Source organism: Nonomuraea sp. NPDC052129, from assembly GCF_040680095.1.
Taxonomy (GTDB): domain Bacteria; phylum Actinomycetota; class Actinomycetes; order Streptosporangiales; family Streptosporangiaceae; genus Nonomuraea.
In genome coordinates, this window is the sequence record NZ_JBFAVX010000005.1 from 337,751 (window position 1) to 350,671 (window position 12,921).

A 12,921-nucleotide genomic window follows, 5' to 3' on the forward strand; every position below is an offset into this window, starting at 1 on the left:
CGGGTAGCAGGGGATCCCTCTATCTTTCGCTACTTTGCCGGTTGAACCAATGGGGGCACGCCAACGTAGTGCGGACGTCCGCTTCGAGCGGATCTGTAACAACTGAAGCCAAGGTACGGCCAAGATTTGGTCAAGATTTATCACCGTACACTCGGCCTCATTCCGCATGAAAGCGGGCACAACAACTCCGTTGGTCCGTAAAGCGGAGGTAAGCCCTGGTGAACAAGACACGGGCTTGGATCGCGCTCATGACCGCGATCGTCATGCTGTCAGCGTGCGGGCAGCCGGATTTCACCTACGTACGTGACAGGGAAGGCACCACCTACTTCAAGGTGCCGTCCTCCTTCAGCCAGCTCAACGCCTATCCGATCGAACTCTCCCTGTCGGGCGACCACCCGAACTCGGAGGCGGCCCGGCTGCGGCGCGAGCGGGTCTGGTCCACGGCCTTCGACCAGTCCGCGCAGCCGTCCGTCGCGCACCTGCTCAGCTCGACGGATCCGTTCATCTACGCCACCGTGCACAAGCTCACCGACGAGCAGCGGGACGGGATGTCGCTGGATCAGCTGCGTGACTTCATCCTGCCGGTGACCGCGCAGATCCGCGCGATGTACCTGTCCAAGGCGACCGAGGCCGGGCGGCAGCCGCTGTTCAACCGGTTCGAGTCGATCAGCGATCAGATCCTCCAGTTGGACCGTGGTGCCAGGGGAGTACGGGTTCGCTTCAACTACCAGATCGGCGGCGACGTCCAGACCTTCGACCACACCGCCATCCTCGACGAGCGGGGAGCCACGGTCTCCGTGATGCTCATCGGCTGCCAGGCGATCTGCTTCCGAGCACGCGCGGCCGAGTTCGACAAGATCGAGCAAACCTTCAAGCTGCTCCGGCTGCCCGGATGAGGGAGCGTCATTGACCACGACCACGCATCATGGCGGGCTGCGCGCGCCCGGTAGCGGCCCCTCCGATCCCGAAGCCGTGACCAGGAAGAAGATGCGGTTCTGGGATCGCAGCAAGTTCCTCATCGGGCTGGTCCTCGCCTTCCTCGTCCTCACCTGGAAGGTGATGGCCGACTACGAGGGCATCGTGTCCTTCGGCGAGGCCATGCGGGCCATCGCGTACGCCTATCAGTGGATTTTCTGGCTGCTGGGCGTCGAGGCGCTGCGGCAGCTCCACTTCTTCGTCAGCGAGCGGTGGTCGGCCTACCACCGCTTCTGGAGCCACCGGGTCTTCGGCGGGTTCGAGCGGTGGTCCCACCGGCGCTTCGACGACTGGACCAGGTATCGCTTCTCCCGTGCCGCGAAGATCATCTTCTGGGTGGCGCTGATCGCGCTGGTACTCGGCGCGGTGCTCGAGACCAGCCCGTTCCTCGCCCTGTTCAGCGCGCCCGCGCTGATCTGGAAGGCGATGCCGTTCCTGATCCAGATCGTGTTCCTGTTCTTCGTGGTCATCATCCAGTTCGTCGGCCTGTTCTGGTTCCTGTCCAGAGGCGGCGTCGAGACGTACTTCCCCGACGACATCAAGACCCGCTTCTCCGACGTCTGGGGACAGGACCACGTGGTCGAACGCGTCCAGGAGAACATCGTCTTCCTGGAGCGGCCCGACGAGATCGAGAAGCGCGGCGGGTACGTGCCCAGCGGCCTGCTGCTGTGGGGGCCGCCGGGCACCGGCAAGACGCTGATGGCCGAGGCGGTGGCCGGCGAGACCGGCAAGCCGTACGTGTTCGTCGACCCCGGCGCGTTCACGAACATGTTCATGGGCATCGGCATCCTCAAGGTCAAGACCCTCTTCAGGAAGCTGCGCAAACTCGCGCTCAGGTACGGCGGGGTGATCGTCTTCTTCGACGAGGCCGACTCGCTCGGCAAGCGCGGCCGGCTCGCCCAGCAGGGCCCGCAGGGGCAGGGCGGCGGCGGCTTCTCCGGCTGTCACGGTGCCAACTATCTGTCCGAGGAGACCCGCTCGGTGCTCGCCTTCCGCGCGCGGCGGGAGGTGGAGGAGCCGGAGACCCGCAACCGCTTCTTCATGGGCGGCGGCGGCATGAACAGCGGCGACCCGGGCACGCTGCAGGCCCTGCTCACCGAGCTGTCCGGGCTCAAGAAGCCGCGCGGTTTCTTCAACCGCCTGGTCAGGCGGCTGCTGGGGATGCGGCCCAAGCCGCCGCCCAAGTTCCGCATCCTCGTCATGATGGCCACCAACCGGCCCGACGCGCTCGACGAGGCGCTGCTGCGCCCCGGCCGCATCGACCGCATCTACAAGGTCGGCTACCCCTCCAAGGCCGGACGGGTCCGCACGTACCAGGGCTATTTCGACAAGGTCGACCACGAGCTGACCGAGCAGCAGATCGACAAGCTCGCCACCATCACCCCGTACGCGACGGGCGCCACGATCAAGGACCTGGTGAACGAATCGCTGATCACCGCGATCCGCGACGGCCGGGAGATCATCTCCTGGTCCGACGTCCTGCGGGCCAAGCGGCTCAAGCAGCTCGGCCCGCCCGAGGACGTCGAGTACATCGAGCGGGAGCGGCACGCCGTGGCCGTGCACGAGGCGTGCCACGCCGTGGTGGCCTACGTGACCCGCTTCCACCTGGAGATCGACATCGCCACGATCGAGAAGGGCGCCGACTACCTGGGCATGGTCGCCTCGATCAAGCCCGAGGACCAGTTCACCCGGTGGAAGTCCGAGTACGAGGCCGACATCATGGTCTCGCTCGCCTCTCTGGCGGGGGAGCGGATGTTCTTCGGCGAGGACAACTCCTCCGGCGTCTCCAGCGACCTGCACTCGGCGACGTTCCTGACGGCGCTCATGGAGTCGTACTGGGGGATGGGCTCGGGCGTCACCTCCCTTCCCGCGCTGCAGGAGCTGGAGATCCACGGCGGTAAGGCGATGCCACGGCGCGGCGGCGGGGGCGGTCCGATCGGCATCACCGAGCGGGAGCCGAGCCGGGGCCAGGCCGAGCTGACGCCTGACGTGCTGGGCGAACGGATCGAGTTCAACCTGGTCCGGCTGCTGGAGAAGACCGAGCGGCTGCTGGAGGAACATCGCCGGGACGTGCTCTGCCTCGCGCACGCGCTGGAGACGCACAAGACGCTCAACGGCGACGACGTCGTGGCGATCATCGAGCGGGCGACCGGGCCGCTGATCGATGGCACGATCTACGCCTCCGACGAGCTGTACCAGGAACTGGAGGAGTACCACCGGGACGCGGCCAGGGCGCACAAGGAGCACAGCCGGATCGAACGCGACCTACCTGGGCAGGTGGAAGAGCTTGCCTACCAGCCCAACGGCCAGACCGCCGGGCGGCCGGTCGGGCCCGTCCTTCAACCTGGGCCGGTTCTTCAACCTGGGCCGGTTCTTCAACCCGAGCCGGTAGGGACTGTCCTGGCCGCCGAGCCCGTCGTGGTGACCGCCGAGCTCGTCGCCGAGCCGGGCAGGCCCGAGTTCGTGCCGTGGGCGCCTGACCCCGCGCCCGTCTACGCGGCGCCGTCGCCCCAGCCGGTCGAGCCGCCGCCGCCCAGGCGCCGGGCGTGGGTCGTCATCGCCAGTCTGCTGGCGCTCGTCGTACTCGCGCTCCTCACCGGCCTGGTCCTGACGGGCGCGACCCCGGTCGCCGGGATGGCCTCGCCCGGACTGCTGCTCGTCCTGTTCGTCGTCGTGGTGGCGGTGATCGTGGGCGCCGGCCTGGCGCTCATCGCCATCAGAGCGGTACGAGGGGCGCAAGCCAAGGCGGAACACGAACGCGACCAGGCCCACGCCAGGGCGCAACTGCTGGCCGCCGCGATGGACCCCGACACGGCCATGCGGCTGCTCGGCTACGACGGCAGGGGCACGGACAGGAGGCCCTAAAGCAGTCGGGAGCCCTAGACCCGTATGTCGAGCCGGCCGATCGGCTCGACCAGCTCCTCCTCTTCATAGGTGAAGTGCGAGGACAGGACGGCGGCCAGCTGCTCGGCCTCGGCCCGTACCCGGTCGAGGCCGGTGTCGCCGGCCACCAGGTCCACACACGCCTGGTCGAGCCGGGTCAGCAGCCCGGCGATGACCTCGTGCTCCTCCTTGAGCTTCTCGATCACCGGACCGAGCGAGCCGTCGCGCTCGAGGATCGCCGGGTACATGGCCTCGTCCTCGATCGTGTGATGCACGGTCACCAGCCGGCAGAACGTCGCGCAGAACGCGCCCAGCGTCCAGTAGTTCTGGCGCATGGTCAGCTGGTTGATCACCGAGCGCAGGGCGGCAGCGTCGAGGGCGCCCGCGGCGACCTGGTCGAGCGCGTCCAGGACCTGCCGCATCTCCTGGCGGTAGCCGTTGTGCACGTCGATCAGGTGCCGGCCGAGCTGCCGCTGCCCCGGCGTGAGAGCCTCGGGATCGTGCTTGTGGCCGCGTGGCCTGCGCGCCTCGTCGAGGTCGGTCACTGTCACTGGCACACCAGCCCGGCGGCCTCCGGCGCGGACCACAGGTCGTACATGAAGATCCCCCCATTTTGTAATAAATGATCTTATAGCCCGGTGGACTCTCCGTACTGATTAACACGACGTTCACATTCGGGCAAAAACCGGGAAACGGTTGACCGCAAGACTCGGCGTGGCTGTGAGACATCCTGAAAGGACCGACGTGAGCTACAAGGCTGAGTACATCTGGATCGACGGCACCGAGCCCACCGCCCTGCTGCGCTCGAAGACCAGAATCCTGGCTGACGGAGCCGAGCCGCCGGTCTGGGGTTTCGACGGTTCCAGCACGAACCAGGCCGAGGGCCACTCGTCGGACCGGGTGCTCCGTCCGGTCTTCACCTGCCCCGACCCGATCCGCGGCGGTACCAGCGTGCTGGTCCTGTGCGAGGTCGAGGAGATCGACGGCGCCCCGCACAAGAGCAACACCCGCGCCCTGCTCCGCCCGATCGCCGAGCAGTTCGCCGACCAGGACTCCTGGTTCGGCATCGAGCAGGAATACACCTTCTTCAAGGGCAGCCGCCCGCTGGGCTTCCCCGAGGGCGGCTTCCCCGCCCCGCAGGGTCCCTACTACTGCGGCGTGGGCGCCGACGCGATCTTCGGCCGCGAGATCGTCGAGCTCCACCTCGACCGCTGCCTCGCCGCCGGCCTCGCGATCTCCGGTATCAACGCCGAGGTCATGCCGGGTCAGTGGGAGTTCCAGGTGGGCCCGGCCGGTCCGCTGGAGGTCTCCGACCACATGTGGATCGCCCGCTGGCTGCTCTACCGTACGGCTGAGGAGTTCGGCGTGGAGGCCACGCTCGACGCCAAGCCCGCCCGTGGCGACTGGAACGGCGCCGGCGCGCACACCAACTTCTCCACCAAGGCGATGCGCGAGGGCTACGAGCCCATCATCACCGCCTGCGAGGCTCTCGGCGAGGGCGACAAGCCGATGGAGCACATCACCCAGTACGGCGTGGGCATCGAGAGCCGCCTGACCGGCGCCCACGAGACCGCCCCGTGGAACAAGTACAGCTACGGCGTCTCCAACCGCGGCGCCTCCGTACGCATCCCGTGGCAGGTCGAGGTGGACAAGAAGGGCTACATCGAGGACCGTCGCCCCAACGCCAACGTCGACCCGTACGTGGTCACCCGCCTGCTGGTCAACACCTGCTGCTCGGCTCTGGAGAAGGCCGGCCAGGTCTGATCTCGGTAAGCGCGTAGAGAGGAACGCGGGCACCCCCGATATGGGGCCCGCGTTCCTCCGTCTCTCACACCAGGCGGGACTGGTAGACCCTGCGGGCCTCCTCCACGACCGCCAGGTAGTCGGCGCTCACCCGGTCCCTGACGAGCTCTTCGAGCAGTTCCAGCCAGCGCAGGCAGAACGTCACATCCTCTTCCCTGGCCACCCGCCGGCCCTCGACGTCGAGGTAGACCGGGCTGGTATGCGCCCGTACCTGCCCGCCGCCCTCGGCGACCGCCACCACATAGGTCGGCCAGATCACCGTCAGCTCCGCCGCCACCTCACCGGGCGGGCCCGCGGCCAGTTCGCCGTCGGCGGTCAGCAGCCGTACGTTCTCCACCAGCGGCCCGATCACCCGCCCGGTGACGCGCACCCGGCTGCCGGGGGTCAAGTCGAGGGTGGCGCCGGGGCCGTGGCCCTCGATGGACAGCTCGAGGAACGGGCCGGTCGTGGCGAACGTGCGGCCGCACCGTACCGCGTCGGTGTAGGACCCGGCGGTCAGCGGCCCGGTTACGTGCGCATAGGTGCGCTCGCGGCCGATCGGCCCGAGCCGATGGCCCGTACCGGCGACGGCGGCGACGCGGTTGCCCGCGCCGATCAGCCTGCGGTAGGCGCGGTCCGAGCCGATCGCCGAGCAGAAGCTGTCGACCAGGCCGAGCGCCGCGTCGATCACCGACAGCCGCGCGTCGTAGCCCGGATCGCCGTCGCCGACGAGCTGCTCGGGTGTCTCGACCGGACCGCGGAAGGCGTTGGCGTAGCCGATGAGCGCGCCTCGTTCGCGCAGCTTGCGGACGTTGTCGTAGCCCTCTTCGGGGCCGAGCGCGTGGTGGGCGAGATCCACCCTGGCCACGTGCGTCTCGTCCGACCACGGCAGATCGCGTCCCGACCAGCGCTCGACGGCGTCCTGGTCGCCCGGCAACAGGTTGACCACGTGCAGGTCCTCGCCGTGCTGCGAGTCGGCCACCCACTGGGACGGCCGGTTGAGGGGGTCGTGCAGGTCGGCGCCGTACCAGCACGGCTGGTCGAGGGGGACGTGGAGGTCGGCGCCGTACCAGCCGCGGGCCGCCGCGTCATAGATGCGCCGCGGGGCCAGCTCGACCAGCGTCTCGCCGTCGCCCGGTATGAGGGTCGTCTCCGCCCAGTCGTACTCCATGCCTCTGGCCGCCCTGACCGTCAGCGGTTCGCGAGGGACGTCGAGCACCAGGTCGTCGCCGTGGAAGTACGGCAGGCCGTCGAGGTCGCGGGCCGGCGGGGTGTCGCGCGGGAACCAGCCCTTGCCGTCAGCGCTCCACACGCTCCAGCGGCAGGGGAAGCCTGCCCGCAGCCGGATCGTCCGCTGCGCGGTCTGCTGGGCGGTCTGTTGGGCAGCCCGTTGGGTCGTCCATTGGGTAGCCCGTCGGGTGGTCCGCGCCTTGGTCGACGGCGCCGGGGTGGTCGGCGCCTCGGTTAACGGTGTCGGATCGTCACGCATCGGCTTCTCCCTGTAATCGAAGGCGCCGTTATCGTGACACGACCATCACTCGCCGGGAAGCCCGTGCTTCCCGGCGGGGTGGTTTTCTTCCCTCAAAGTAGAAGGACCTAGAGCCGGAAATTCATATCCGGTGCGATGTCCGCGACGTCCATCTGGGCTTTCTGCAGGTGGCCGGAGTGGTCCCAGTTCATCGCCTGCCAGCGGGTGAACTGGTCGAGCACCCACATGCCGGACTGGCGGCTGCCGTTGCCGGACTTGCCGTTGCCGCCGAAGGGCAGGTGCGCCTCGGCGCCGGACGTCGAGTTGTTGACGCTGACCATGCCGGCGGAGATGCCCTCGCGGAACTTCCACGCGTGCCGGGCGTCGGTGGTGTAGATCGAGCTGGACAGGCCGTAGCCGGGCAGGTTGGCCAGCTCGATGGCCTCGTCGATCGTCTCGAAGGTCGTCACGCCCACGATGGGCCCGAACGTCTCCTCCAGGAACAGCTGGTCGGTCGCCTTGACGCCATCGACCACCACGGGGTGGTAGTAGAGGCCGCCGTCGCCGGTGAAGTCGCGGCGCGGGGCTTGGTCAGTGATTTTCCCGATATTTCCGGACACGACGCGGTGGTGGGGCTGGATCCAGGTCAGGTACTCCTCGTACCGATCCGCGAACTTCTGGTCCAGCAGCGGGCCCGCCAGCACGTCCTGTTCGGGGTCACCGATCTTGGCGTTCTGTACGGCCTGGGCGAACCGCTCGACGAACTCATCGTGCACGCTCTCATGCACGATGACCGTGCCCAGGCTGGTGCAGCGCTGACCGGCCGTACCGAAGCCGGAGAACAGCGCCCCCTCGACGGCCAGATCGAGATCGGCGTCCGGCATGATCACCATCGGGTTCTTCCCGCCCAGCTCCAGGCAGGCCGCCTGCAGATGCCGCCCGGTGAGCTCCCCGATCTTCCTGCCGACCTCGCTGGACCCGGTGAACCCGACCTTGTGCACCGTGCCCTCCTCCAGCGCCAGCTCCAGCCCCCGGAAGGTCTGAACGCCATCGGCGAACACGATGTTCAGCACCCCGTCGGGCAGCCCGGCGGCGGCGAACAGCTGGTACATCGCATGCGCGGAGGCCGCCGCGTATTCAGCCGGCTTCCACACCACGGCATTGCCGCAGAGCAGCGCCGGAACCAGATACCAGGACGGCACCGCGACCGGGAAGTTGCCGGCGGTGATCACCGCCGCCACGCCTACCGGGTTACGGAAGGTGAAAAGCTTCTTGTCCGGCATCTCCGACGGCACGGTCTGCCCGTACAGCCTGCGGCCCTCGCCGAGGAAGAAGTCACACGTGTCAACGATCTCCCGCACCTCACCCAGGGCTTCGGCGTACGGCTTGCCGATCTCCCGGGTGACGAGGTGGGCCAGCGCCTCGGCATTGGCCTCGACCAGCCGCCCGATCGACGCGATCACCCGCCCCCTCACCGGAGCCGGCACCTTGGCCCACTCCAGCTGCGCCTCCTTGGCGGTGCGACAGGCGTCGGCGAAGGTCTGGGCATCGACCAGGCCGACGCGGGCGACGACCTCGGCGATGCGTGCGGGGTTGGTCGATTCGTACGTGTCGGTGCCGGCGGCGTCCTTGCCACCCACAACGGAGACGATCTGACGAGTCACCGGATCCTCCTCATTTGGTCCTCAGCCACAGCCCATCATCCCTCAAGCAGGGTCTTCGCCGCGCTCAGGCTGTTTCCCCTGCTCAGAAGCATGGGCTTCGCTGCGCTCAGGCTCTTTTCCCAGTTGACAGGCATGGCCTTCGCTTGCGCTCAGACTGTGCTCATCGGGGCTCCGCCCCGGCGAGGGGCCCCGGCCCCTCGCGCTCCCCGGGGGCTGGCCGTCTGGGGCCAGGTCGTCAGCACGTCCTTTGACCGGCGGGCCCAGCCGCTGAGCTACCGCAGCTGATCGGCGACCGGGCTTCATCGAGCTTGCCCCAGCAGGATGCGCGACCACAGTCGTGTCGCTGCGGGGGCACGCAGCCAATCGCTTTGATGTTCGAGCACCCCATCGCAGCGGTAGAAGCGCCGGACGAACATCAAGCCGCCCGCCTGACACAGCTCGTAGACGATCTGTTGGCACTCGCAGGTGTAGTCGCAGACGCGCACCCGTGTGGTGCGTTCATGGCGTTCCTGCCAGGCCACACGCCTGTAGCCAGGTTGCACCGCCGCTGCGTGAAGCCCGTGGTATTCGTCATCGAGCTGGGCCAGGTTCGCCATGGGATCATGCCTCGTCACCGGACGGAAGGGCGATCTCCTGTTGCCGTCGCAACTCCTGGACCAGGGTGGCGTCATCATCGGCACACACCGTCTGTGCCATCCCGGCATTCATCTGCACGTTGGTCAGGGGGACTCCGCGCCGTGTGGCGTACCAGGATCCGGGGCCGTTATCGGCCGTACTGCACCAGATCACCCAGCTCGGGTATTGGGCTGCGAGTTCATGAAGTGTCACGGGCCTGCCTTGCTTAAGACGGGTCAACGCTTCTACGAATGTAGCTACATACGAACGTACCTGCAATGGGAAGCACGTACAATGCTACGTAGCTTCGAAGCCATGGCCATAGATCCCAGCGCCGACCGCCCGGTCTACAAGCAACTCGCGGACCTGATCCGGGCGCGCATCGAACAGGGAGAGCTTCGCCCTGGGCAGAGGCTTCCTGCCGAGAGCGACTATGTGGCCGAGTTCGGCATCTCCCGTGACTCTGTCCGTCGCGCTATGGCCGTGCTCAGGGGAGAAGGGCTCATCGTCACCCAACTCCGAGGTTCACGCGTCCGAGACGCAGGCGAGGCGGTCACCGTCCCCATCGCTCACGGGACGAGTTTGATGGCACGCATGCCAACCGAACCCGAGCGCAAGGAACTCGGCATGGCTGAAGGCATCCCGATACTGGTCATCACATCCCCAGACGGAGAAACCCGCCTGCTACCCGCAGACCAGACCATCATCGAAGTCAGTGACCAGGCGTAGACAGCTGTCGGTCGGCTGGTGCTGGACGTTCTCGTCAACGAGCCAGCGGTTAGGGGTCCACTGCCTCCCCGTAGGTCCCTAGGGGAAGGAGTGGGTGCTTGGGCCTATCGTTGCCCCGTGGACTTCAAGCCGGATGAGCTCCGCTGGCAAGCCGTGGCGGACGAGATCCGGCGCAGGATCGCAGCAGGCGTATACCAACCGGGCATGCCTGTCCCCGGCGAGCCGCGACTGGCCGTCGAGCTGGGTGTCTCCTGAGGTTCCCCCTGGCCTCTGCCGGCGGTGGCCAGGAGGTAGGTCAAGGCGAGGACGGCCAGAGCGGTGGCGGCGGCGTACATGGTTGTGGCGCCGGAGGAGACAGTCAGTCCGCCGAAGAGGGTTCCGGTGCCGATGCCGACGTAGATGGCGGAGGAGTTCAGGGCCACGACCAGCGGAGCCTCCTGGGGGGCGGCGGCGATCAGCCGGTGCTGCTGCGGGGGTGTCTGGCACCAGCTGCCCGCGCCCCAGGCCATGGCGAGCAGGCCGACCATGACCGGGGAGGTGGTGTGGGTGGCGGCCATCGTGCCGAGAAGGCCCAGGCCCGTGGCCATCGTCAGGTAGCCGGTGGTCAGGACGCGGACGCTGCCCCAGCGGTCGGTGGTGTATCCGGCGGCGAGGTTGCCTGCGACGGCGCCCACCCCGTACAGGGCCAGGACCCAGACGGTGGCCGAGGGAGTGATCCCGACGGCCGACAAGGTGGGGACGCTATAGGCGTACACCGTGTAGGCGGCTGTCATGCCGAGTACGGTCAGCGGCAGGATGGCGCGGACGGCGGGGTTGCCCAGGACGGCCAGGCGGGTGCGCAGCGGGACCGGCGGGTTGGCGGGCAGGGCGGGTAGCAGGAGGGCCACGCCGATCGCGGTGATCAGGCAGAGGCCGGCGACCAGCGTGAGGGCGGAGCGCCAGCCCAGCCAGTGGCCCGCCAGGTCGCCGAGTGGCACGCCGAATGCGGTGGCGATGGTCAGCCCGCCGATGACCACGGCCAGTGCTCGGGCTCGTCGTTCCGGGCGTACGAGGGCGGCGGCTACGGCGCCCGCGTTCGGGGTGAAGGCGGCAGCTCCTGCGGCGGCGGCGATCCGGGAGGCCATCAGCAGGGCGAAGCTAGGAGCCAGAGCGGAGCCTAGGTTCGCCAAGCCCAGGACGAGCAGGGCGGTGACCAAGAGCGCGCGGCGTGGGGCTCGGGCGGTCGCGGTGGCTAGGAGCGGGGACAGTAAGGCGTAGGCCGCGGCGAAGACCGTGACAGCCTGCCCGGCCGTGGCGGTGGATATGTCGAGGTCCGCGGCGGTGCTGGGCAGGAAGCCTGCCATGACGAAGGCGTCGGTGCCCACGGAGAAGGTGCCCATGGCCAGGACCAGGACCGGGCCCAGCCCGCCCCGCCGGGATGGGCGCCAGTGAGCCATTATCGAGACATTCGACATCCCGATTCTCCTTCGTAAGAGAGCCTGGCCGATCGGCCAGGCCGTGTCGTCAGTCGTAAGAGAGCCCGGCCGATTGACCGGGCCGTGCCATCAGCTGCCGAGTCGCTGGTGGAAGCGTTGTACTCGGCGAGGGGCGCCGGCAGGGCTGGCGGCGATGAGGTCCGCGAGCGTCTGAGCGGCCAGCTCGCGCCGCCAGGCCAGCTCGGCTCGGCGCATCGCGGTGGCGATGCCGCATGGACGTTCGAACTCCCGGGCCGGGGTCTCCGCGCCGGCTCCGCGCTGCCGGATCTCGGTGCAGCGGAACGCCTCGGCCGAGCCTTCGATCGCGCTCACGACGTCCATGAGCGTGATGCGCTCGGGCGTACGGGCCAGGCGGTAGCCGCCGCGCGCGCCCGGGGTGGACGCCAGGATGCCCGCCCGGACCAGCGGCTGTAGCCGCTTCTTGAGGTAGGCGGGCGGGAGTTCGAAGATCTCCGCCAGCTGGGCCGTGGCCACGGGAGCCTGTTCTTCCAGCCATGCCAGTGCCAGACAGCAGTGCAGGCCCCACTCGACGCCCTCGCCCATGAACATATCAGGGATATTACATGTCCCGATTCGCCGGCCTCGTCGCGGATGCGGGCGCATGTCCCGGAACGGGTCCGGGGCGCGATCAATTAACCGGCGAAGGGCGATATGGGGCGGTTTCGCGGCGACAGGGGACGATCGGTCAGCTGATCCAGCGCGCCGGCTGTCCGGTCAGGCGGGAGATGGTGTCGAAGTCGGCGTCCGCGTGCAGCACGGTGAGCTTGTGGTGCCGGGCCGTTACCGCCATGAGCAGATCGACCGGCGAGGCGCATTGGTGCCAGCCCTTGTCGGCGAGCTCGCGCTGCAACTCGCCGGTCTCGGTCCAGGCGGAGTCGGGGATGGCGTAGTACGGGAAGGTTTCCCGGAGGAGGTCGCCGGCCTCGTAGAAGGCGGGTCGGCCGCCGACGGTGCGAAGATACTCCTGTCTGACCGGCTCGCAGATGCCGACGAGCCCGGCGCAGACGGTCTGGTCCCATTCCGTCCCGGCCTGGCCTCGGTAGAAGCGGACCAAGGCGCTGGTGTCGATGAGATAGAGCTCCGTCACGCCACGTCCGGTTGTGCGCTGTCGCTCTTGTCGATGGCGGAGAAGTCGATCTCTCCCTGGGCCACCATCTCACGCATGCGCGCCACAGCCGCCGCCCGTCTGCGTCTATCGACGATCTCTCGCAGGGCGGCGTTGACCGTGTCTTTCTTGGAGGAGGTGCCGAGCAGCTTCGCGGCCTCGGCCAAGGCTTCGTCGTCGAGGTCGATCAGGGTCTTGGTCATGACGTCACCTCGCTGTATATAC

General features: G+C 68.2%; 12 protein-coding genes and 1 pseudogene. 5 read left to right on the top strand and 8 right to left on the bottom strand.

Annotation, left to right across the window (positions count from 1 at the left end):
• Window positions 1-218: 218 nt before the first annotated feature.
• Window positions 219-896 carry a hypothetical protein gene (locus AB0L53_RS15445; protein WP_363993473.1) on the top strand — a complete coding sequence of 226 codons (678 nt, stop codon included), beginning with the start codon at window positions 219-221 and terminating at the stop codon, window positions 894-896.
• A 10-nt stretch (window positions 897-906) separates the two neighbouring features.
• A complete protein-coding gene (locus tag AB0L53_RS15450; RefSeq protein ID WP_363993475.1) occupies window positions 907-3,840 on the top strand; it encodes an AAA family ATPase in 2,934 nt (977 codons plus the stop codon).
• A 14-nt stretch (window positions 3,841-3,854) separates the two neighbouring features.
• On the opposite strand, the gene AB0L53_RS15455 is transcribed toward AB0L53_RS15450, so the two are convergent.
• Entirely contained in the window at window positions 3,855-4,409 is a 555-nt protein-coding gene (locus AB0L53_RS15455) for a hemerythrin domain-containing protein (RefSeq protein WP_363993477.1), read from the bottom strand.
• 193 nt (window positions 4,410-4,602) lie between these two features.
• Between AB0L53_RS15455 and glnII the strand changes: the two genes are divergently transcribed.
• Window positions 4,603-5,622: a glutamine synthetase gene (glnII, locus tag AB0L53_RS15460; RefSeq protein ID WP_363993479.1), complete on the top strand. Its 1,020-nt coding sequence runs from the start codon at window positions 4,603-4,605 to the stop codon at window positions 5,620-5,622.
• Between the two features lie 64 nt (window positions 5,623-5,686).
• Here glnII and AB0L53_RS15465 read toward each other — a convergent pair whose 3' ends face one another.
• From AB0L53_RS15465 to AB0L53_RS15475, 3 genes are all read right to left on the bottom strand, one after another.
• The gene (locus tag AB0L53_RS15465) at window positions 5,687-7,129 is read right to left on the bottom strand and encodes a CehA/McbA family metallohydrolase (protein WP_363993481.1); all 1,443 of its coding nucleotides are present in this window, start codon (window positions 7,127-7,129) and stop codon (window positions 5,687-5,689) included.
• A gap of 107 nt (window positions 7,130-7,236) precedes the next feature.
• A complete protein-coding gene (locus AB0L53_RS15470) occupies window positions 7,237-8,772 on the bottom strand; it encodes an aldehyde dehydrogenase family protein (protein WP_363993483.1) in 1,536 nt (511 codons plus the stop codon).
• A 299-nt stretch (window positions 8,773-9,071) separates the two neighbouring features.
• Window positions 9,072-9,368: a hypothetical protein gene (locus AB0L53_RS15475; RefSeq protein ID WP_363993485.1), complete on the bottom strand. Its 297-nt coding sequence runs from the start codon at window positions 9,366-9,368 to the stop codon at window positions 9,072-9,074.
• Window positions 9,369-9,702: 334 nt separating this feature from the next.
• On the opposite strand from AB0L53_RS15475, the gene AB0L53_RS15480 reads away from it, so the two are divergent.
• Complete coding sequence (locus AB0L53_RS15480; RefSeq protein ID WP_363993487.1) at window positions 9,703-10,116, top strand: winged helix-turn-helix domain-containing protein; 414 nt, start codon at window positions 9,703-9,705, stop codon at window positions 10,114-10,116.
• A 153-nt stretch (window positions 10,117-10,269) separates the two neighbouring features.
• On the top strand, window positions 10,270-10,371 hold the full coding sequence (locus AB0L53_RS15485; protein ID WP_363993665.1) for a GntR family transcriptional regulator: 102 nt from the start codon (window positions 10,270-10,272) through the stop codon (window positions 10,369-10,371).
• Between the two features lie 35 nt (window positions 10,372-10,406).
• Here AB0L53_RS15485 and AB0L53_RS15490 read toward each other — a convergent pair.
• The 4 genes and pseudogenes from AB0L53_RS15490 to AB0L53_RS15505 form a co-directional block, all read right to left on the bottom strand.
• Window positions 10,407-11,570 (bottom strand): annotated as a pseudogene (locus AB0L53_RS15490) (MFS transporter); the annotation flags it as partial.
• A gap of 90 nt (window positions 11,571-11,660) precedes the next feature.
• Window positions 11,661-12,140, bottom strand: coding sequence for an Rrf2 family transcriptional regulator (locus AB0L53_RS15495; protein WP_363993489.1), 480 nt, complete (start codon window positions 12,138-12,140; stop codon window positions 11,661-11,663).
• A 136-nt stretch (window positions 12,141-12,276) separates the two neighbouring features.
• On the bottom strand, window positions 12,277-12,678 hold the full coding sequence (locus tag AB0L53_RS15500; RefSeq protein ID WP_363993491.1) for a PIN domain nuclease: 402 nt from the start codon (window positions 12,676-12,678) through the stop codon (window positions 12,277-12,279).
• Window positions 12,675-12,899 (bottom strand): type II toxin-antitoxin system VapB family antitoxin, encoded by a 225-nt coding sequence (locus AB0L53_RS15505; protein ID WP_358537887.1) that lies wholly within the window; start codon window positions 12,897-12,899, stop codon window positions 12,675-12,677. Before AB0L53_RS15505 ends, AB0L53_RS15500 begins: the two co-directional genes overlap by 4 nt.
• Window positions 12,900-12,921: the final 22 nt, after the last annotated feature.

Coding starts and splice junctions, on each gene's coding strand:
- AB0L53_RS15480 (WP_363993487.1), top strand. CDS start 9,703: ATGGCCATAGATCCCAGCGCCGACCGCCCGGTCTACAAGCAACTCGCG.
- AB0L53_RS15465 (WP_363993481.1), bottom strand. CDS start 7,129: ATGCGTGACGATCCGACACCGTTAACCGAGGCGCCGACCACCCCGGCG.
- AB0L53_RS15505 (WP_358537887.1), bottom strand. CDS start 12,899: ATGACCAAGACCCTGATCGACCTCGACGACGAAGCCTTGGCCGAGGCC.
- AB0L53_RS15495 (WP_363993489.1), bottom strand. CDS start 12,140: ATGTTCATGGGCGAGGGCGTCGAGTGGGGCCTGCACTGCTGTCTGGCA.
- AB0L53_RS15475 (WP_363993485.1), bottom strand. CDS start 9,368: ATGGCGAACCTGGCCCAGCTCGATGACGAATACCACGGGCTTCACGCA.